Source organism: Terriglobia bacterium (assembly GCA_020073205.1).
In the GTDB taxonomy this organism is placed as follows: Bacteria; Acidobacteriota; Polarisedimenticolia; order Polarisedimenticolales; family JAIQFR01; genus JAIQFR01.
The window spans coordinates 1-19,296 of the sequence record JAIQFR010000020.1 but is presented as its reverse complement, the minus strand read 5'-3'; the positions used below and the strand labels follow the sequence as shown (position 1 = coordinate 19,296).

The window sequence follows — 19,296 nt, the reverse complement described above, 5'->3', positions numbered from 1 at the left end:
CCACGCGCCCTCCCGCGGCGAGGGGCCCCGATCACTGGAGGGTCAGCACGGCAGCGGCCCCCGGGGCGGTCTGCGCCGTACCCCGCCACGTCTGACCGTCCGACGCCGAGACGGACACCGTCCACGCTCCCGGCGGGAGATCCTCGATCCGCACCCGTCCCCCGCTGAGGCGCCACTGGCTGCGTGGCTCGTCGTACCAGGCCACCTCCCGGTAGGGGCGGCCGTCGGCGCCGGTCACGGTCGCGGTCGCCACGGCAGAAGACCCCTCGAGCCCCGGCACCGCGACGTCGAGCGTGCACGCCGGCGGCAGCGCGACCGGGACCGGACCGCCAGGAGCCGAGGCGCGCAAAGAGGCGGTGCCGCTCCCGTTCGCTCCGACGAGCAGGTCCCACGATCCCGACGGCACGGTGGAGAGCCGCACGCGGCCGTTCTCTCCGGTCGCGAAGCTGCCGCTCACGACCGCGCGCCCCGCGGGATCGAGGACGGCGACCACCACCTCGTCCGGCGGGTGACCGGACGGCAGCTGCACCTCGATCGAGAGGCCATCCGTCGGGTCGAGCGCGAGGCCGACGTTCTCGACGTCGTGTCCGCTCTTCACGGTCGCGGTCGCGGCTTGCGCCGCGTAGCCCTGCGCGGTCGCGGAGAGCCGCCATGTCCCGTCGGAGACGTTCGAGATCGCGAACCGGCCGTCGAGGTCGGTGGTCGCGGAACGGTCGAAGCGGAAGGCGGAGGCTCCGGAAGCGTCGCCGTCCTGCGGCGCCAGCGCGACGCGGGCGCCGGAGACCGGCCGGCGGTCCGCGGAGTCCACGACGCGCCCCGACACGCGGGCGGTCGGTATCCGGACGACGACTTCGCGCGGGCCGCGCACCTCGTACGTCTCCTCGTGGAAGAGGCCGCTCTCCCACTGGTTCAGCTCCAGGCGATACGTTCCGGGCTCGAGGCCCCCCACGCTGAAGCGCCCGTCGGAGTCCGTTCGGCCGCGGCCCGAGGAGTCCACGTCGGTTCCCTGCGCGAAGACGTCGGCGCTGCTCACGGCCGCGTCTCCCTGTACGACGCGTCCCGATAGCGTGAGCCCGCCGCCGAAGCGTAGGTCGAGGCTCGCCTCCGTGGCGCCTGGCGCGATCGTCACGTCGCCCCGTGCCTGCTGGCCGCCCGACGGATGGGACGCGGTGACGCGCCACGAGCCCGCCGTGAGATCCTCGAGGCGGTAGTGACCCTGACGATCCACGGGCGACTGGGAGTGCGGCCACGACTCGCCCGCCTTCACCGCGCTCACCTCCACCTGCGCGAGCTTGCCCGGGTCGAGGCCGGAGACGGCTCCGGTCAGCACCGCGCCCGCGGAGAGCCTCACCTCGATCCCCGCGACGGGGGCGTCGGCGACGTGAACCGGAGTCCTCGTGTCGGGGGAGGCGAGTCCTCGCTTCCCCGCCGTCAGCTCGTAATCTCCTTCTCCCACGCTCTCGAACTTGAAGGAGCCGTCGGTGCCCGACGTGACGTCCGGGCCGCCGAAGAACCGGCCCGGCGCGGCGAGCCGCACCCAAGCTCCGGCGATCGGTCCGCCGGCCGCATCCACGACCCGGCCCGAGACGTCCTGGCCCCCTTGGAACTGGAGGTCGAGGGCGTTGGTCCCGGTGCGGGCGTCGATGTCCTTGACCACCCGAGCCCAGCTCTCGTGGGTCGCCTCGACGGATACGTTGCCGGGTGCGAGCCCCTCGATCCGGTAGTTCCCGTCGCCGTCGGTCGTGGTCCCGCGGAATCGCACCATCTGCGCCTGCTCGGCCACCTTCGAGACCTCGGCTCCGACCGCGGGCTGCCCATCCGGCGCGAGCACGCGCCCCTCGACGATCGCTCCCGGCTTCAAGGGGAGCTCGACGCCCGTGAGGTCCTGCCCCTCGACGACCTCGAGGTCGTCGAGCTTGGCTTCCTGCCAGCCGGTGGCGTTCGCCGACAGATCGATCTTCCCGGGCTCCACGTCCTCGAACAGGAATCGTCCGCTGGCGTCGGCCGACCCCTGGTTCCTCATGATCATCATCATTCGCTGGCCGCCGACCCCGCCGCCGCGGTGCTGGGTGAGCGTCACCTGGGCGAACGGGACCGGCTTCGAGTCGGGGTCGAGAACCGCTCCGGACACCTTCGAGGACGGGTGCAGCACGATGTCCAGCGGATCGCGGCGGGGGACCTCGACGCCGGACTGGCGCTTCGCGAGGTAAGCGGTCCGGGTGAAGGCGAGCGAAAGCGGCTCGCCGCGGAGCAGGTCGTCGATCGAGAACCAGCCGTCGGGACCGGTGACGGCCTCGGGCGGGGCGGTCGGCGCCGGGCCGAACCCCATCGGCCCTCCCCCGTCCTTCGCGATCGAGACTTCGACGCCGTCGATGGGCTTGCCGGCCGGATCGACGACCCTTCCTTGGACCCTCTCTCCCGGAGCGAGGACGATCTCTCCGAGGTCCGCGGGCTCGGCCGTGTCGGCGACCTCGATCCGCTCCAGGGTCTTTCGCGCGAAGCCCTTGTGGCGCACCTCGAGGTCGAACGTCCCGGCGGCGAGCGCGGTGATCTCGAAGCGCCCGTTCGCGTCGCTGACGGACTTGCGCTCCTCGGGCTCCGGGCCGCCGCCGGCCCTCATCGCGATCACGTGCTCGCCGCGCCGCGCCGCAGCCCGCATCAGGACCGCGGCGTCCTGAATCGGCCGCCTGTCGCCGTCCAGGATCCGGCCGAAAGCCTTCCGTCCCCGCGCGAGTTCGATCCGCTGGCCCTCCAGGGTGCGCCGGCGCTCGAGGGGGGCCAGCTCACGGGTGGTAGGCGCGAACCCTGTCGCAGAGACCGCCAGATCGTACCGGAGCGAGGCGTCCACCGGGCTCAAGCGGAACCGCCCGCGGGAGGAGGTCACCGCGTGCGGAGCGTTCTGCCGTCCCCCGATGAAGAACTGGACGCTTCCGCTCTCCATGCGTCGGACGAGATCCACCTTCGCCCCAGGGACCGGCTGCCCGCCGACGTCCACCACCGTCCCCTCCATCGCCGCAGCGGGCTCCAGCGCCAGGGTCGGGCCGGGGCGCCGGCCCGCGGAAGCGGAGACCATCCGCGGATCGCTGGGGAGATAGCCCGTTGCCCCGCCGACGAGGACGCAGTCGACCCCCAGCTGGAGGCCGAACGCGTAGGCGCCGGCGTCGTCGGTGGGGATCGCCTCCCACGGGCGTCCCCGGTTCCAGACGAGTGCACCTGCCAGCGGGCGGCGCGTCTCGAGGTCGATCACGTGCCCCGACACGGTGACGCGCTCGGGCAGCACGATTCGAATGGGACCCGGGCGGTCCTTCGGAGGGGGCGATATCCGCTGCTCGACCTGCCGGCCGTCAGCGGCCGCCAGAGTCACCGTGAGGTCGCCCCGTGCAAGCACTGCGAGGTCGAGGCGGCCCTTCGCATCGGTCGTGCCCAGAGGATGGGAGCTGGGACCGATCACCGCGAGGACCCCCGGGGCCGGGGCCCCGTCGGCCCCACGGACCTCGATCGGGATCGGCACTCCCTTCTCCAGCTTGACCGTGAGGGAGTTGCCGCGGACTCCGCGGCGCTCGGCGACCAGGTAGCCTGGGGCCGAGATCGTGACGACGCTCAGGTCCGAATCCGCCCGCGGGAGGTGGGCCGTGCCGTCCTTTCCGGTGAAGACCGTGAGGGCGGGGACGCTCCAGCGGGGGTCCGCGAAGAACCGCAGCTCCGGGTCGGCCACGTGCACGGCTGCGCCCACGATCGGAACACCCGCGCTGTCGCCGACGCGCACGGTCAGGCCGTTGTCTCGGGCGAGACTGACCTCGACGAGGTCCACCGGCTCCAAGAGCGGCCGGAGGAGGATCTGTCGGGGCGCGAAACCCGTCGCATCGACCCGCACTCGGTAGACGCCGGCCCTCGGTGCGGCGAGGCGGTAGATGCCCTGGGCCGTGGTGACCCCCCTGGCAGCGGGCTCGGGAAGGCTGGCGTCGCGATCCAGGCGAGCCGCCGCGACCGGATCGAGGACCGGCAGCAACAGCACCTGGGCGTCGGAGACCGGGCTCCCGCCGGGCCCCACGACCTGGCCGGTGATGGGCACCTCGCCTGCGGTCGCCCCCGCGGCCGCGGCTAGGAAGGCGAGCATCGAGATCGTGAAGAGTCGGCACGGCATCTCGGTAACCTCCTGCGCCGGGTGCGACGCGCAGGATGATACGCTCCGCCCCGTCAGAAGGACGACCACTGTTGCGCCCTCGCAACCCGATTTGATGAGAGACGCCGTCGCAGATGTCCCTTTCGCGTAAGCTCTCACCCGTCATGGCCGGAAGGCCGGGCGGCCGTTGCGGGACGGCAACCGCGCGGAAGCCTCGGTCGAGGGGGAGCCGATGGCGATCTTGGCGGTCGATGACGAGCCGTTCGTCGTCGAGATGATCCAGGACGTGCTGGAAAAGGAAGGGCACACCTGTCTCACAGCGGCGAGCGTCGAGGAGGCGGAGTGGATCGCCGGGCAGGCGCCGATCGAAGGGCTCATCCTCGACATCGGCATGCCCGGAAAGGCGCCACTCGACTGGCTCGAGGAGCTGGCCCTCGCACGACCCGAGCTGGCCAGGCGGACCTTGGTGGTGACGGGCTACACGCTCGAGGAGGGGCTGGTCCTGAGAATCCACGGCTGCGGGGCGAGGATCCTCTCGAAGCCGTTCAACATCCGTGAACTCGTGGAGGAGGTCCGTCGGCTCGCGCCCCCGCCGGCCGCTTCCTCCTCCGAGGCTCACCCCTTTCCCAGGAGGCCGAAAGGAACGGACCCGCCGGCCCGCTAGGTCCGTCCCCGTCGTCTCGTCACGGGCCGACGACGCTCGGGCGGCCGCGCGCCATCTTGAGGAGGAACACGAAGCGCTCCTTCGCGTTGACCGCGTGCGGGAGACCGCTGGGCATCACGTAGAGGGCACCCGGGCGCGCGTCGTGGATCTCGCCGCCGAGCTTCAGCTCGGCGCTCCCCTCGAGAACCTGGATCACCGCCTCGAACGGCGCCGAGTGCTCGCTCAGCGCCTGGCCCGGCTCGAAGCAGAACAGAACCAGCTTCAGGGCGGGGGAGTCGTACAGCGTCTTGCTCACGATCCCACGTTCGGCGAACTGCACGAGCGTGAGGAGATCCTCGGAAAAAACCTAGGAGCTTCGTGGGTCATGCGACGTGCCTCCCCGGTGCGGCGGCCCCTGCGCGGAAACGATCTCCGCCGGTCGCTCCACCCGGCGTCAGGTCCCTCTTCACCACCGAACGCAGCACCGCGAGGGTGAGCGGCACGACGCCGAGCAGGATCACGGTCAGGTCGCCGACGATCCTCAGCCACTCGAGCTTGTGGAACGTCCCATTCATCAGGAACTCGACCTGCCGCGCGTGCCAGTACCCGTGCTGAATCACATCGAGGAGCTGCAGCACCCCGGCGGGAAACAGGTTGAGGACCAGCATGAGCGCCAGGCCGACGTTCATCCCCCAGAAGCCCGTTCTGACGTAGCGCTCCGTTCCCGCCCAGGCCTCGTCGCTCTGCATCGAGCGGAGGCCGAACACCATCACCGCCAGGGCCAGCATCCCGAACACGCCGAACATCGCGGCGTGGCCGTGGTTCGGCGTGAGGAGCGTCCCGATCTCAAAGTAGGAGACGATCGGGAGGTTGATCAGGAACCCGAACACGCCGGCGCCGACGAAATTCCAGAAGCCCACCGCCATGAGGAAGTAGATCGCCCACCTGTGGCGCCTCGCCGATTCGAGGACGCCGCCCTTGTGGCTTGCCTCCCGCCTCAGCCCGATGAAGTCCCAGGCATCGAGCGTCAGGAGCGTCAGGGGCACGACCTCCATCGCGGAGAAGCAGGCGCCCAGCGCCATCGCCATGGTGGTCTGGCCCGTGAAGTACCAGTGGTGCGCCGTGCCGGCGATCCCGGCGCCGAGGTACAGGATCGCGTCGAGGTACACGACCCGCGTGGCGGTCCTCGCGCTCACGAGGCCCATGCTCGCGAACATGACCGCCACCAGGACCGTCGCGAACAGCTCGAAGAACCCCTCGACCCACAGGTGGATGATCCAGAACCGCCAGTTGTCGATCACCGCGAAATTGGTGTGCTTTCCGAAGAAGAACGCCGGGAGGTAAAAGAGCGGGATCGCCACCGCTGCGTAGAGGAACAGGGACGAGAGCGTCGCCTTCTCCCGGTCGCGGATCGCCGGCCGGAGCGCCCGGAACATCAGGAAGAGCCAGAAGACGAGTCCCGCCGCCAGCAGCACTTGCCAGAAGCGGCCCAGGTCGAGGTACTCGGACCCCTGATGGCCGAGCCAGAACCAGAGGCTTCCCAATCGGTCGTTGATCCCGAGGTACTCGCCGAAGAGCGAGCCGAACACCACCACGGCGAGCGCGCCGAGGAGGACGAGAACGCCGGCCCGCTGCCCCTTCGGCTCGGCGCCCCCGACCAGCGGGGCGAGGAAGAGGCCGCCGGCGACCCACGCCGTGGCGATCCAGAACACCCCGAGCTGCAGGTGCCAGGTCCGGAGGAGGTTGTAGGGGAGGGTCTTCGCGATGTCGATGCCGTAGAACGCACCGGGCTCCACGCGGTAGTGCGCCATCGCCCCGCCGGCGAGCACCTGCAGGAGAAACAGGAGCGCGGCCACGACGAAGTAAAGGCCGGTCGCCCACTGGCTCGGCGTGAGCCCGCGGTCCTGGAACATCGGTGACGGCCGCGGCTCCGACGGATGTCCCTTCCACCCGAGGAAGTCGAACTTCCCGAACACGAACAGCACGAGCCCGAGCCCACCGAGGAGGAAGACCAACGAGAGCGCGCTCCAGAGGTAAGCGGAGCTGGTGGGGCCGTTACCCGCCAGCGGCTCGTACGGGAAGTTGTTGGTGTACGAGTAATCCCTTCCCGGACGATTCGCGCGGGAAGCCCAGGAGGCCCAGGCGAAGTACGAGACCAACCGGTCGAGCTCGCCGTCGTTCCGGATGTACCGTTCCGGAAGGCCCGGCGCCGCATCCTTCACCGTGAAGTAACGGGCCCACTCGCTCCTCTGGAGCCGCCACGACTCGGCCTCGCTCTTCGTGAACGTCAGGACCGAGGTGGCGGGATCGTACCGGTTCGTCTTCAGCGAGATCTTGACCGAGTCCGCGACGGCGTCCTGCTCGGCCTGCCCGAGTGCGGAGAAGCGCCGGCCGTATCGGTCGTTCGCGAGGACGTCCCGCGAGATCTCCGCCTCCCTGTGCAGGTAGTTCGTTCCGTAGTCGGGACCGAGGTAGGCGCCGTGCCCGAACAGCGTCCCGTGCTCCATGAGTCCGTACTTGAGGAAGACCTCCTGGCCGCCGAGGATCTCGTCCTGGGTGAACAGCGCCGCGCCGGACTCGTCCACGACCTTCGCCGGGATCGGTGGGGCATGCCGGTAGGTGTTGTAGGTCATCAGGCTCAGGATCGCGAAGCCGACGAGCGTCACCAGGACGGCGCCGTTGCGCCACCAGGAGGAGAGAGGCGGCTCTCCGGCCGGGCCGCTCATCGCTCGGACTCAGCCCCGTGCGCGGCGCACCCGAGGCACGACGGGCCGGCCCCCGCGGCCTCCGCCGGCGGGTACGACGCGATCAGACGCTCCGCGAGGTGGCGCAACTCCTCGTGCGTCCCTTCGCCCATCGCGCCGTGCTCGTGGTCATCGAACTCGCGGGAGAGCTGCTCCAGCACGTCCGCTGGGAGCGCCTGGCGCGCCATCGGGTAGAGGACGTTGTCCTCCTTCATGATGTGGGACCGGAGCAACGGCACGTACGCGTGAATGTGGAAGAGGATCGAGGAGCGCTCCTCGGCCGAGAGGGGCCCCGCGCTCTCGCCGGCCTTCGCGATCGCGCCGACATGCGCGCGCCCCTCGACGTGGTCGGACAGCATCACGGCGATCGGGCCGTGCTCGCGCGGGAAACCGTGGCGGACCATCTCGACGAAGAGCCGGTCCTCCTCTTTGGCGTGATGACACCGGTCCGCGAAATCGCGGAAGAACCGGCCATAGTCGCGAAGGGTCGGTCGCACGTCCGAGTCGCCGAGCCGCCCGCCGAACGTCTCGAGCGATCCGAGCACTTGCTCGATCACGCGATGCTCTTCCATCAGGGTTTCGAGTGCCTTGCTCATCGCTTCTTCCTCCGTTACGCGGCATCACCCCGACGCGAGTCGAGACGGGGTGGGGTCTTGATCAAGTGTCATCGACGTGACGCCGTCAGATCTCCGATGGACGTCCCGCCGAGCATCTTCCCGTAGGCTCCGCGGATGCTCTCCCAGAACGGATGCAGGGGGCAGGGGGCCTCCGGATCGCATTTGGAAAGCCCGAAAACGCACTCCACCGCGCCGCCCCTGCCCTGACCCTCGAAGACAGCCACGACGTCGGTGATGGGCCGCCCGAGCGCCTCGCGCCGCAGCACGAAGCCCCCGCCCCACCCCTTGCGCGAATCGACGATGCCGGCCTTTCTGAGCTGGTTCAGGATCTTGGACAGGTAGTTTGCCGGGATCCCCGTCGCCCCGGCGATCTCGTCCCCTCGGACCCACCCTTCCCCGTGACTCCTCAGGTAGCCCAGGATTTGGAGTGCGTACTTCACCGTTTGAGTGAGCATTTCAATATCTCAAGACATGAGTATATGCCTTGAAATGGATCGTGTCAAGTCATGAAGCGGGGGATCGAGAGCAAGCCGTCGAGCGCATGAGGCCCCGCTGTCCGTCACGAGTGGCGTGACCTGCGTCGGAACGCGAATCCACCGGGCTGTATCCACACGCGGGACTTCGGCATCTTCCCTCCCCAAGGGCGGCAATGAAGCCCCGGAGGCGACGATGGACACGACCACAGGGACGGCTGAGACGGCGGCTGCGGCGATAACCCACGCGACGGACGATTCCTTCGAGCGAGAGGTCCTCGGGGACAGCGGGCCGGTGATGGTGGATTTTTGGGCCCCCTGGTGCGGGCCCTGCCGGGCGATGGGAGCGACCCTCGAGCGGATCGCCCCTGAAATGGCGGGGCGCGTGAAAATCGTGAAGGTGGACGTGGATTCCAACCCCAAGACCGCCTCGCGATACGGGATTCAGGCGATCCCGACGCTGCTCTTCTTCGAGAAGGGCGCTCTCATCGGGACAATTCCCGGGGCGATCCCTGCCGATCCGCTCAAAGAGCTGCTCGACCTGCACTCGGAAGGGCGCCTCCGCGAGCGGCAATGACGAGTCCCACCGCCACCGCTGGGGTATGATGGCTCGGCCGCCTGGCCGACCGCGGCGTTGAGCCTTTCGGGACGCGTCCCGCGACGCGCGGGTGACTCCCCGGGGGCGGGACGGGGCACCTTTGAAAGTGGACGTCGCCGTGGTGGGCGCCGGCGTCGCCGGCTTGGCGTGCTCCAGCGCTTTGCGGGAATCCGGACGGGTCGTCGTGGTGCTCGACAAGGCCCGCGGCGTCGGGGGACGTTGCGCGACGCGGCGCGTCGATGGTCAGCCGGTGGATCACGGCGTGGTCTTCCTGCACGGTTCCGACCCGGAGTTCCTCGCCGCGCTCGATCCCGAAAGGGCTCCCGGCGTGTTGCCGGGTTGGCCCGAGCGGATCCACGGCTCCGGTCCCCCCTGCCAGCCCGGCGCCTTCCTCGCCGGCGAGCGGCGCGCCGCGATGCGGCAGGGGATCAGCGCCTTTCCCAAGCGCCTGGCCGTCGGGCTCGACATCCGTACAGGGTGCCTCGTGGTCTCGCTCTCTCCCGGGGAGCGCTCGGTGACGGTGCGGTTGGAAGGAGGCGGACAGGTGGTCGCGCGGACCGCGGTCCTCGCGCTGGCGGCGGAGCAGTCCCGTGACCTCGTCGCCACGCTGCCTCCCGGGATTCCGGAAGTCGAGGCTGCGAGAATCCTCCTCGAGGCGGCCGGCACCCATCCCTGCCTGACCGTGATCGCCGGGCACGCACCGGATACCGAGGCGCCCGACTGGGACATCGACTACCCGGAGGACTCCAGGATCCTCCAGCTGATCTCCCACGACTCGGTCAAGCGGGAGAAGCCGGATTGGCTCGTGATGGTGTACCAAGCGCGACCCAGGTGGTCGCGAGAGCGGCTCTCCCTCCCGCCCGAATCCTGGTCGGCGGAGGTGCTGGAGGAAGCGGCGCGGCTGATCGGTCCGTGGGCGGCGAGGCCCGTCTGGCATCAAAGCCACACTTGGCGGTACGCGCGCGTGGATCTCGGGAGCGAGCTCACGGGGCCGATGCTCGTGCTCCTGCCCGGCGGGGGACGTCTCGGCCTCGCGGGGGAGATCTTCTGGCCCGGCGGCGGTGTCGAGGCCGCCTGGTCGTCCGGACGGCGACTGGCGCAACGAGTTCTCGCGGAGGCGGAGCCATGACGACGAGCGATGCGGCGCTCGATGCGCTGGTCGAGCGGGACCGCGAGCACGAATGCGAAGGGTACGGCTCTCAGCGGATCTGCGTGAGGATCGCCGGGGTCGCGGAACTCCCCAGCCGCTTCGGCGATTTTCGGATCGTGGCCTTCTGGAACAACCGAGACGCGAAGGAGCACGTCGCCATGGTTCACGGCGACGTCGTGGGTGCCGACGAAGTGCCGACGCGGCTCCACTCCGAATGCCTGACGGGAGACGCAATGGGCTCCCTCCGCTGCGATTGTCGGGACCAGCTGGAGGCGGCTCTCGCGGTGTTGGGGACGATGGAGCGGGGACTCCTGCTCTACATGCGGCAGGAAGGGCGCGGGATCGGGCTGATCAACAAGATCCGGGCGTACGCTCTCCAGGACCGCGGGCTCGACACCGTGGAGGCGAACCTCGCCCTCGGCTTCCGTGACGACGAGCGCGACTATGCGGTGGCGGCGCACATGATCATGAGCCTCGAGGTGCGCTCGCTCCGGCTGATGACCAACAACCCGTCCAAGATCGCCCAACTCGCCCGATACGGGATCCGGGTCGACGAGCGCATCCCGCACGTGATTCCCCCGAACCCGTTCAACCGTTTCTACCTCGAGACCAAGGCCGCGCGCTCCGGCCACTGGATCGATTTTTCCGGAAAGCGGCGCCTCCCGGAGCAGAGCGATCCGCCGCGGGTGCAGGGGATGCCGGAGGAATGACCTGCCCCCGGCCCGTCCCAAGACGGCTCGCGGCGCGGCTCGCCGCCGCGACGGCGGGCCTCGCGCTCGCGGCCGGCATTCCGGCGCTGGCCGACGTCCTCCGGATCCTCGATGGGGACCAGGAGGCCGCGCAGGCCCGCATCGACCTGATCCAGCAGGCCCGCGTCTCGCTGGACGTCGAGTATTTTCTGGTCGAGAGCGACGAGGCGTCCCTGGTCGGCCTCGCGCTTCTGCGCGACGCCGCGCGGCGCGGCGTCGCGGTGCGCCTGATCGTGGATGCCAGCTTCAACCGCATGGCGCGGCCGATCCAGGCGTATCTCGTGTCGCAAGGGGTCGAGATCAGGGAATACCACCCTCTCCGCCTGACGAAGCCCTGCTGGATGACGCGGCGGCTGCACGACAAGCTGCTGTTGGCCGACGGTAGCCGCATGCTCACCGGGGGGAGGAACATCGCGAACCCTTACTTCGGCTTCGGCGAGAGGAACTACGTGGACCGCGATGCCTTCGTGACCGGAGGGTCCGTCGCGGACGCGCGCGCGTACTTCGACGACCTGTGGGAGAGCCGCGAGGTCCGCGGGACGCGGCTCAGGGGATACGACCCGTCGGTCCGGAACGCTCGGTGCGAGGACGTCTCGCGGGAGGATGAGCGCTGGCGCTGCACCGCGCGGCGGAACCTCGCGATCAAGGGCTACCAGCGTGCCGAGCAGGAGCTCGACCGGGCGCTCGCGGGGCTCAAGCAGGCGAGCTGGGTGCGCTGGGACACCCGGAACGACTGGGCGGAGGGGCAGCGCGACGTGGGGGAGGTGCGTTTCCTGCACGACCCGGTCGGACGGAAGGAGGGCCAGCGAGGGATCGGGGACGAGATTCTGGACCTGATGGAGTCTGCTTCGTCTTCGCTGACGATCGAATCGCCCTACCTCCTCCCGTCCCGGGCCTTCCTGCGCGCGCTCAGGGATCTTCTGGGCCGCGGGGTCGAAGTCCGCGTCCTAACGAACTCCCTGAACTCGACCGACAACCTCCTCGCACAGGCGGGTTACGTCGGCCGGAAGGAGAAGCTCGTGCGGATGGGGGTCGAGATCTGGGAATTCCGCGGTCCCGAGTCGATGCACGCCAAGTCCGCGGTGATCGACGGCGCGATCTCGATCGTCGGGACGTTCAACATCGACCCCCGCTCGGAGTACCTCAATACCGAGCAGGCGGTCGTGGCCACCGATCCGGATCTCTCGGTCCGGCTCCGTGCTTCGATGGACGCGCACCTCGTGAACGCGTACAAGATCGGGACCGACGGGAGGCCCATCGGCGAGAAGCGGCGCTACCCAGGCGCCTCCTGCTACAAGATCTTTAAGCTCACGCTCCTCCGCCTTCTCGCGCCGTTCATCCGGAAACAGCTCTGAGGCGGCACGACCGCCGGGCGCGCGTGCGGCGCCAGGTTCGTAGGAGATGGGAATGCGGCTCACCACGAGGGAAGTGGATCCGGAGTCCTTTAGGGACGTCGAAGCCTTGTTCGGGAAGAACGGTGCCTGTGGCGGATGCTGGTGTCAGGCCTGGAGGATCGAGAAGGGCGAGCGTTGGAACGAGATCAAGGGGGCGCCCGCCAAGAAGCGGCTGCGCAAAGGAATCCTCGCCGGCGCCACCCACGGCATTCTCGCGTTCGATGGCGGGACACCGGTCGGCTGGTGCACGTTCGGACCCAGGGACTCCTTCCCCCGGCTGAATCGCGCTCGCAGTCTGAAGTGCGACGATGCGTCACGCGTCTGGTCGCTGCCGTGCTTTTTCGTGACGCGGGGCCATCGCGGCCAGGGTGTGGCCAAGGCCATGCTCGTCCATGCGCTTCGGGCCATGAAGGAACGTGGCGCCGAGATCGCCGAGGCTTATCCGTCCAAGCCCGGCCGAGACGGGCGCTACATCGCCGCATTCTCGTGGACCGGCACGATGTCCCTGTTCGAGAAGGCGGGCTTCGTCGTCGTCGGCAACCCGCACGGCAGCAAGCGCCGGGTTCGAAAGGAACTGCGACACCACCCGAGGTAGGCGGCTACGAGACCGGTACGAGGATCTCGGGCAGCAACTCCTCGATCGCGCGCGAGGCGGCTTCCGCTCGCCGCTCGACGTCGCGGAGGAGATCGGCGGCGGGGTCCACGACGCCAGGAGGGGCGTAGCCGAGGATGCTCGCGGGGAGGGCGAGGTGGTCCTTCCGGATCTCGTCGGAGGCGGCGACGCAGACCCGCCAGACGGAACGGACGGCCACCAGGAAGCGGCACGCGGAGGCGAGCGTCTCGTACAGCGGCCGGTGGTCGGGGTCGTGGCGCGCGAGACTCTCGAAGGGATCGTCTTCCACCGCGTTCCACGCCTCGAGCCGCGCCATCGTCGCGGCGACGCAGAGGTCGATCTCCCGAAGTCCGCCCGGGATATCCTTCAGGTGGATCGACCCATCCGGCGACGGGCGGAACCCCTCGCGCCGCTCCCGGATCTCCCGCGCGACCCGTTCGGCGAACCGCCCCGCGGTCTTGAACACGCGAGGTTGCAGCACTTTCTCGAGCAACGCCTCCTCGATCTTCCGGCCGCCGGTGATCATCCTCGATCCGAGGAGCTGGCAGCGGTCCACGAACAGGTCGTCGTCGAGGCCGTCGAGCATGCGGGCCAGGTCGGTGAGAGGCGTCACGAACCGGCCGAGGCGCTCGCCGAGGCGGTACTGGACGACGACGCCGCGGCGGGCGATCTCGCGGTTCATCCGCACCACCGCGGTCTCCGCGATCCGGAGCGCCTCGGGATCGGTCGAATCGATGAGCGCCAGCAGGTCGTAGTCGTCGTCGTACGGCCGACCGCGCGCGTTGCCTCCCGCGAGGAAGATCCCGAGGAGGTCCCGGTCCGGAAGGCGGCGCGCGGCCTCCCGCTCGACCTCGCGGAGGCAGAGGTCGAACAGGTTCGTGAGGTAGGTCCGGGTGATCTCCAGGAACGAGGATCGGGTGGCTTCGCTGGGGTTCGCCTGGAGCGTTCCCATCGCGGTACGGAGGAACGACAGATCGTAGTAGTCGCCGAGCTGGCGCTTCTGCTCCTCGGGATTCGCGTGGGTCTCGCTCGCCGCGAGACGCCCGAGCGCGAGGGTCCGAAGCGCGACGGCGTCGCCGAGGGCCAGGACGGTCGCCGGGTGGCGAACGGTGACCCGGGCCAGGACGCGCTTCACGTAATGGCTGGTCTCGCGATGGACCTTGACGAGCGCCGTGAACCGGTCGCGCGCCGCGGCCACCTCCGGGTCGCCGATCGGGGTGGCGAGGACGCGGAGGACGAGGTCGAGGGCGTGGTCCTCCAGCGTGAGGAGGAAGCGGTTCATCAGGTCCGGGTACGAGCGGAAGACCCGGGATAGCGCGCGGACCTCCTCCGGCCGCGTCCCGAGACGCTCCAGGAACGCCGCGCGCATCTCCGGTGCGGGGGTGGGGGGGGAGGGGGATCGCTCGTCCCGCGCCAGCAGCGTCAGGAGCGTCACGATCGCGAAGGGCGCGCGGCGGCCCCAATCCGCGTAAGCCTCGGCGAGCCCGCGCCTCTCGACGTCCGGGAGGCGCCGCCAGCTTTCGCGGAACTCCCGGAGCAGCCGCCCGCCCGGCTCGGCGAACGCCTCGAGAACGTCGTCCCAGAATCGCACCCCCCGAAACGACCGGTCCGCCGCGGCGAAATCGCCCGCCAGCTCCCGCGCCAGGTCCGGAGCCGCCGCGCCGCGGATCCAGCGCGCCGAACGCGTGATCGACGCGAGGTGGCGGGCCAGCTCTTCCATCAGGCGCGGCGCCACGGCGTGCGCTCCCTCGACCGCCTCGTGATAGTGCACGAGCAGGTGGTCCACCGCCTGGACCGCGCCGCGGTCGCCGTAACCCATCGCGCAGGCGACCCTGCGGAGGTTCTCGCGGGCGGCGGTCCCGTCCACCTCGACCTCCTCCTCCTCGACGATCAGGAGCTGTGCGAGATGGCGGAAGGTGTCGAGGAAGACGTAACTCTCCTCGAGGCGGGCCAGGTGCGCCCGAAGGGAGCGGCGGCGGATTCCGAGGATACGAAGGAGCTCGATCGGACGCGTCTCGCGCAGATCTTCCACCACCTTGAGGGCGCTGGCGAGGCCGAGGACCAGGCGAAGACCGTCGTCCTTCGGGTGGACCGAGGACGCGGACGGGGGGCGGAGCAGCAGGGAGCGGGTCTCACCGAGGATTCCCCGGAGGTAGAACTCGTGTGCCGATTCGTCGTGACCGGGACGGTGGAAGTACTCCGCGGTGATCTCGTCACGGAATCGCCGGAAGAGCCCGCGGCTGCCGGCAACGGGCTCCGCGCGGAGGAGCTCGGTGACCAGGACGAAGTCCGGGCGCCCCGCGCGGAGCGCCTCGCCGAGGATCCTCGGGGAGACGCAGAACCCGTCGAAGCCGAGCTGCTCGGCCAGGTAATGGTCGAGAGGGCTCGCGTACCGGAGCATCTGTCCGGTCAGCACGGCGAAGGCGCGCTCCAGCGCGGCGCGGTCGGCGTCTTCCTCGACGATCACCGCGGCGTCCATGTCGTCCTGATGCGAAGGGGTGCCGACGGAGAGCATCACGTATGCCCGCCGCAGCCTGGGCGGGAGCGCGACCCGGAGCACGCGGCGGACGTAGGCCGCCTCGAGACGCGAGAACTCCGACGCGGCGCGTCGCAGAAACGCGCGACGGACGGCATGGCGGTCGGGGCGCTCGGCGTTGCCTTCGGCGAGCCGCCGGAGCGACGTCACGTTCAGGTGGAGGAGCTGGATCGCGTGAAACGTCCCCAGCAGCGTCAGGGTCTCCGCCGGGTTCCGCCCCGCGGCGGCGACCCGGTCGAAGTCCTCCTCGAGGGATGGGGCGGCCCGGTCCAGGTGGACCCGGGACACGCCGCCCGACGTCTCGAGCCGGGAGAGCAGGAGATCGCCGTGCTTCTCGACGGCGCGGAGGAACTTCCTCGCCGGGTTGCCCAGCGCTTGGGCCCGGACGACGACGGGCTGCAGCGCGCGGTCCATGTTCCGGGTGACGCCGCCTACGCCGGCGCGCGGTGTCAGACCGAGGAGGGGACGATCGCCTCCGCCGCCTCGAGCCCGGCGCGGAAGGCGCGTCGGTTCAGGTCCTCGGTCCCCTTCGGTACCCGCGCCAGGATCGCCTGCTCCGCCGCCGGCTCGCTCACGGCACGGGAGAGGCGGACGATGAGCCCGAGCGCGACGATGTTGGCGACGACCGCCTTGCCCAACTCCTCGCGTGCGGTACGGACGAAGGGGAATCTCACCACGCGCCACTTCCCTGCGGGGATCCGGGTGACGGCATCGGAGTCCACCACGAGGTATCCCTCGGGCTTCAGCTCGCCCAGGTACTTGTCCAGCGCCTCCTGGGTGAGGGCGAGCAGGAGATCGATGCGCTCCGCCTTCGGGTAGTCGATATCGCCGTCCGCGATGATCACGTCGGACTTGCTCGCGCCCCCGCGCGCCTCGGGGCCGTAGGACTGGCTCTGGGTGGCGTTTCGGTCGTCGTAGATCGCGGCGGCTTCGGCCAGGATCTTGCCGGCGAGGACCAGCCCCTGGCCGCCCTCGCCGCTCAACCGCAGCTCGTAGCGGAACCCCATCAGACCTTCTCCTCCACCTCGCTCATGCGCGGCCGGCCGGGACCGGACCGCCGAGCCTTTTCACGAGCGCCGCGTACTGCTCGGTGTACTCCGGCTTGTTCAGGTCGACGAAGATCCCGGTGGGGATGGCGTTCTCGCGCTCGTCCTCCGGCAGCTCCTCCGCGCGCCCCTTGGCGACCGACCGCTCCTTCAGGTCGAGCACCATCTCCACCGGATCCGCCGGCTTGTTGCGCCGGCCGTACGTGGTCGGGCACGGGGTCATCACCTCGACCAGGGAGAACCCCTTCTTGCGGATGGCGCGCTCGATGAGCTTGTCCAGCACCAGCGGCTTCGCCACCGTCTCGCGCGCGACGAACGACGCGCCCGCGCCGGCGGCGAGCGCGACGATGTCGAAGTTCGGCTCGAACGAGCCGAACGGCGCCGTCGAGGCGCGCTTTCCCGCCGGCGTGCTCGGCGAGACCTGGCCCCCGGTCATCCCGTAGATCCAGTTGTTGTAGAGGAGCACCGTGATGTCGATGTTCCGCCGGGCGGCGTGGATGAAGTGGTTCCCGCCGATCGCCGTCGCGTCGCCGTCGCCGGTCACGACGATCACGGTCAGGTCCGGCCGGGTCATCTTCACTCCCGTGGCGAACGTGATCGCGCGCCCGTGCGTGGTGTGGAGCGTGTTCACGTCCACGTACCCCGGGGTCCGGCTGGAGCAGCCGATCCCCGAGACCATGCAGATCTCGTCGCGAGAGAGGCCGATCCGGTCGATCGCCCTGAGGATCGCCTTCAGCACGATCCCGTCGCCGCATCCGGGGCACCAGATCAACGGAAACTTGTCGAGACGCAGGTACTGGTTGTAATCGGTCATGACATTCAGGACCGGCCGGAGGCCGCCTCCTCGATGAGATCGAGAACCTGGGCCGGGCTGACGGGCAGCCCGTCCACTCGGCCGAACGGGATCACAGGGCAAGAGCCCCGAACGGCCCATTCCACCTCGTGCGCCATCTGGCCGAGGTTCATCTCGGGCACCACGATGGCGCGCACCCTCTGACCCAGCTCAGCGAGCTCGACGCCGGGGAACGGCCAGAGCGTCCGGGGGCGGAGCAGCCCCGCGCGGATCCCCTTCTCCCGCGCGTCTCGGACCGCCTGATTGGCGGCACGGGAGACCGAGCCGTAAGCGAAGACCGCGATCTCGGCGTCGTCGCAGCGCTCGCGGACGACCTCGACGATCGCGTCGCGATGGCGTTCGATCTTCCAGTTGAGGCGCCGGTTCAGCAGGTCGATCTCCTTCGGGTCGTTGGTCGGGAACCCCGTCTGGTTGTGCGCGAGGCCGGTGACGTGGAACCGGTAGCCGTCCCGACCGTACGTCGCCATCGGCGGCACGCCGGACTCGGTGTGGCGGTAAGGTAAATAGCTGTCGGGCGGGGCATCCGGGCCCGTTCGATTAACGACCTCGACCCTGGCGGGGAGCGTCACCTTTTCGTTGACGTGGCCGATGATCTCGTCGAGCAGGAGGATGACCGGGGTCCGGAAGGCTTCCGAGAGGTTGAACGCTCGGACGGTGAGGTCGAAGGTCTCCGCCACCGAGTTGGGAACGAGCGCGATGGTCGGGTGGTCGCCGTGCGTTCCCCACCGCGCCTGCATGACGTCGCCCTGGGCGGGCATCGTGGGCAGCCCGGTGCTGGGCCCGCCTCGCTGCACGTTGACGACGACGCAGGGGACCTCCGCCATGCACGCGAAACCGATGTTCTCCTGCTTCAGAGAGAACCCGGGGCCGCTCGTGGCGGTCATCGCCTTCGCCCCGGCGAGGGCGGCGCCGATCACGGCCCCCATCGCCGCGATCTCGTCCTCCATCTGGATGAAGGCGCCGCCGTGTTTCGGGAGGAGCGTGACCAGCTCCTCGGCGATCTCGGAGGACGGCGTGATCGGATAGCCCGCGAAGAATGAGAGCCCTGCGGCCATCGCCCCCAGGGCGCACGCCTCGTTCCCGGACATCACCTGCACGCCGGTGTGGGGCTCGACTTTCGCGCTCATCGCGGCTCGCTTTCGTCCGCACCCGTCTCGACCGTGCCCTCCTTCACCTCGATGGCGAAGTCCGGGCAGATCGCCTCGCACTGGAGGCACCGGGTGCATCTCTCGGCGTGGACGACCTGGGGAAGGACGCCGTCCATCTTCAAGACGTCCCGATTGCAGTACTCGACGCAGAGGCCGCACCCTTTGCACCAGGAGACCTTGACCTCGATGACGGGGATCGGCTTTTCGCCTGAGTTGGGCTTGATCGTGACCCGGGGAACCGGCTCGGAAGTCGGCATGATCGACCCGCAGCATCGCGGCGCGCGCGTCTCACCGGCTGGCCGAGTCCCCGGGGGGGCGCGATCCGTGAGCGGAGGAAGCCTGCCACGGAATCCGTGGTCGGGACACGATAGCACGAACGCCCGGAGGCGTCCCCTCCGCGGAGACCACGCGCGCCACGATGTCGAGGATCTCGACGTTGGCGGTGCTGCCGGCCTGCCGGCCGAGCTCGAGCGCCAGGCGCTTGAGGTGCTTGGCCCGCGGGTCCTCCACGCGGTACACGCGGTGGCCGAAGCCCATGATGCGCGCCTTGTCGGCGAGGGCCTGGCGGATCCAGCGGTCGGCCCTGGCCGGGTCCTTGATCTTCTCGAC

The 19,296-nt window shown here is 69.8% G+C and carries 17 protein-coding genes; 6 read left to right on the top strand and 11 right to left on the bottom strand.

The annotated features are described in order from the left end of the window. Positions 1–31: 31 nt before the first annotated feature. Positions 32–4,144 (bottom strand): carboxypeptidase-like regulatory domain-containing protein, encoded by a 4,113-nt coding sequence (locus LAO51_06370; GenBank protein ID MBZ5638369.1) that lies wholly within the window; start codon positions 4,142–4,144, stop codon positions 32–34. 211 nt (positions 4,145–4,355) lie between these two features. Here LAO51_06370 and LAO51_06365 point away from each other — a divergent pair, with 211 nt between their 5' ends. Further along, positions 4,356–4,787, top strand: a complete 432-nt coding sequence (locus tag LAO51_06365) for a response regulator (protein MBZ5638368.1) — start codon at positions 4,356–4,358, stop codon at positions 4,785–4,787. Between the two features lie 19 nt (positions 4,788–4,806). Here LAO51_06365 and LAO51_06360 read toward each other — a convergent pair whose 3' ends face one another. The 4 genes from LAO51_06360 to LAO51_06345 form a co-directional block, all read right to left on the bottom strand. Further along, positions 4,807–5,082, bottom strand: a complete 276-nt coding sequence (locus LAO51_06360; protein MBZ5638367.1) for a cupin domain-containing protein — start codon at positions 5,080–5,082, stop codon at positions 4,807–4,809. A gap of 67 nt (positions 5,083–5,149) precedes the next feature. Beyond that, positions 5,150–7,492, bottom strand: a complete 2,343-nt coding sequence (locus LAO51_06355; protein ID MBZ5638366.1) for a nitric-oxide reductase large subunit — start codon at positions 7,490–7,492, stop codon at positions 5,150–5,152. Beyond that, complete coding sequence (locus tag LAO51_06350) at positions 7,489–8,106, bottom strand: hemerythrin domain-containing protein (protein ID MBZ5638365.1); 618 nt, start codon at positions 8,104–8,106, stop codon at positions 7,489–7,491. Before LAO51_06350 ends, LAO51_06355 begins: the two co-directional genes overlap by 4 nt. 68 nt (positions 8,107–8,174) lie before the next feature. Beyond that, entirely contained in the window at positions 8,175–8,582 is a 408-nt protein-coding gene (locus LAO51_06345; GenBank protein MBZ5638364.1) for an Rrf2 family transcriptional regulator, read from the bottom strand. Between the two features lie 214 nt (positions 8,583–8,796). Between LAO51_06345 and trxA the strand changes: the two genes are divergently transcribed. The 5 genes from trxA to LAO51_06320 all read left to right on the top strand — a co-directional run bounded on the left by trxA (position 8,797) and on the right by LAO51_06320 (position 13,086). Then, positions 8,797–9,177, top strand: coding sequence for a thioredoxin (trxA, locus tag LAO51_06340; GenBank protein ID MBZ5638363.1), 381 nt, complete (start codon positions 8,797–8,799; stop codon positions 9,175–9,177). A gap of 91 nt (positions 9,178–9,268) precedes the next feature. Then, entirely contained in the window at positions 9,269–10,327 is a 1,059-nt protein-coding gene (locus tag LAO51_06335; GenBank protein MBZ5638362.1) for an FAD-dependent oxidoreductase, read from the top strand. Then, on the top strand, positions 10,324–11,058 hold the full coding sequence (gene ribA / locus LAO51_06330) for a GTP cyclohydrolase II (GenBank protein MBZ5638361.1): 735 nt from the start codon (positions 10,324–10,326) through the stop codon (positions 11,056–11,058). Before LAO51_06335 ends, ribA begins: the two co-directional genes overlap by 4 nt. Beyond that, a complete protein-coding gene (locus LAO51_06325) occupies positions 11,055–12,452 on the top strand; it encodes a phosphatidylserine/phosphatidylglycerophosphate/cardiolipin synthase family protein (GenBank protein MBZ5638360.1) in 1,398 nt (465 codons plus the stop codon). The genes ribA and LAO51_06325 overlap by 4 nt, the downstream gene beginning before the upstream one ends. Before the next feature lie 52 nt (positions 12,453–12,504). After that, complete coding sequence (locus LAO51_06320) at positions 12,505–13,086, top strand: GNAT family N-acetyltransferase (GenBank protein ID MBZ5638359.1); 582 nt, start codon at positions 12,505–12,507, stop codon at positions 13,084–13,086. 4 nt (positions 13,087–13,090) lie between these two features. On the opposite strand, the gene LAO51_06315 is transcribed toward LAO51_06320, so the two are convergent. The 6 genes from LAO51_06315 to LAO51_06290 all read right to left on the bottom strand — a co-directional run. Continuing rightward, positions 13,091–16,054, bottom strand: a complete 2,964-nt coding sequence (locus tag LAO51_06315; protein MBZ5638358.1) for a hypothetical protein — start codon at positions 16,052–16,054, stop codon at positions 13,091–13,093. Between the two features lie 35 nt (positions 16,055–16,089). Continuing rightward, complete coding sequence (locus LAO51_06310) at positions 16,090–16,647, bottom strand: 2-oxoacid:acceptor oxidoreductase family protein (protein ID MBZ5638357.1); 558 nt, start codon at positions 16,645–16,647, stop codon at positions 16,090–16,092. Positions 16,648–16,669: 22 nt separating this feature from the next. Then, positions 16,670–17,500 (bottom strand): 2-oxoacid:ferredoxin oxidoreductase subunit beta, encoded by an 831-nt coding sequence (locus tag LAO51_06305; protein ID MBZ5638356.1) that lies wholly within the window; start codon positions 17,498–17,500, stop codon positions 16,670–16,672. Positions 17,501–17,505: 5 nt separating this feature from the next. Beyond that, positions 17,506–18,666 carry a 2-oxoacid:acceptor oxidoreductase subunit alpha gene (locus LAO51_06300; protein ID MBZ5638355.1) on the bottom strand — a complete coding sequence of 387 codons (1,161 nt, stop codon included), beginning with the start codon at positions 18,664–18,666 and terminating at the stop codon, positions 17,506–17,508. Beyond that, the gene (locus LAO51_06295; protein ID MBZ5638354.1) at positions 18,663–18,944 is read right to left on the bottom strand and encodes a 4Fe-4S binding protein; all 282 of its coding nucleotides are present in this window, start codon (positions 18,942–18,944) and stop codon (positions 18,663–18,665) included. Before LAO51_06295 ends, LAO51_06300 begins: the two co-directional genes overlap by 4 nt. 31 nt (positions 18,945–18,975) lie before the next feature. Continuing rightward, positions 18,976–19,296 (bottom strand): citrate/2-methylcitrate synthase (locus LAO51_06290; protein ID MBZ5638353.1); only part of this gene is annotated, 321 nt, incomplete at its 5' end.